Raw genomic sequence first — 1,349 nt, forward strand, 5'->3', positions numbered from 1 at the left:
ACCGGATCCTGTTGGGGGTTGCTGGTGTGGGGCTTGATGGTTGTGGGTTGGTCGTTTGTTGAGAATTACACAGTGGACGCGAGCATCTTTGTGGTCAAGTTGTCAAGGGCGAACGGTGGATGCCTTGGCACTAGGAGCCGATGAAGGACGTGGGAGGCCGCGATAGGCCTGGGGGAGCTGTCAACCAAGCTGTGATCCCAGGGTGTCCGAATGGGGTAACCCGGCATCAGTCATGTGATGTCACCCGCACCTGAATTCATAGGGTGTGTGGAGGGAACGCGGGGAAGTGAAACATCTCAGTACCCGCAGGAAGAGAAAACAACAGTGATTCCGTGAGTAGTGGCGAGCGAAAGCGGATCTAGGCTAAACCGGTTGCGTGTGATACCTGTCAGGGGTTGCGTGGTCGGGGTTGTGGGACCTCATGACACGGGCTGACACCCGTGTGGAGAGTTATAAAACCAGTTGCTAGCCGAATGGTGTGGAAAAGCCAACCGTAGGCGGTGATAGTCCGGTAGGTGAAAGTGGCTGGTCTCTTTTGTGGGTGTTCCCGAGTAGCGGCGGACTCCTGTAATCTGCCGTGAATCTGCCAGGACCACCTGGTAAGCCTAAATACTTCCTAGTGACCGATAGCGGACGAGTACCGTGAGGGAATGGTGAAAAGTACCCCGGGAGGGGAGTGAAATAGTACCTGAAACCGTTCGCCTACAATCCGTCGGAGCCTTTAGGGGTGACGGCGTGCCTTTTGAAGAATGAGCCTGCGAGTTAGTGGCACGTGGCGAGGTTAACCCGTGTGGGGTAGCCGTAGCGAAAGCGAGTCTTAATAGGGCGTGTAGTCGCGTGTTCTAGACCCGAAGCGGAGTGATCTAGCCATGGGCAGGCTGAAGCGTGGGTAAGACCGCGTGGAGGGCCGAACCCACCAACGTTGAAAAGTTGGGGGATGACCTGTGGTTAGGGGTGAAAGGCCAATCAAACTCCGTGATAGCTGGTTCTCCCCGAAATGCATTTAGGTGCAGCGTCGCGTGTTTCTTGCCGGAGGTAGAGCACTGGATGGTCTAGGGGCCCTACAAGGTTACTGAAATCAGCCAAACTCCGAATGCCGGTAAGTGAGAGCGCGGCAGTGAGACTGCGGGGGATAAGCTTCGTAGTCGAGAGGGAAACAGCCCAGATCACCAGCTAAGGCCCCTAAGCGTGTGCTAAGTGGAAAAGGATGTGGGGTCGCATAGACAACCAGGAGGTTGGCTTAGAAGCAGCCACCCTTTAAAGAGTGCGTAATAGCTCACTGGTCAAGTGGTTCCGCGCCGACAATGTAGCGGGGCTCAAGTACACCGCCGAAGCTGTGGCATTCACAC

The 1,349-nt window shown here is 55.7% G+C and carries 1 rRNA gene; it reads left to right on the forward strand.

Annotated features, from left to right (window positions below):
• Positions 1–92: 92 nt before the first annotated feature.
• Positions 93–1,349, forward strand: a 23S ribosomal RNA gene (locus ACFP2T_RS48000); the annotation flags it as partial.

This window comes from Plantactinospora solaniradicis (genome assembly GCF_042658085.1).
GTDB lineage: Bacteria > Actinomycetota > Actinomycetes > Mycobacteriales > Micromonosporaceae > Plantactinospora > Plantactinospora solaniradicis.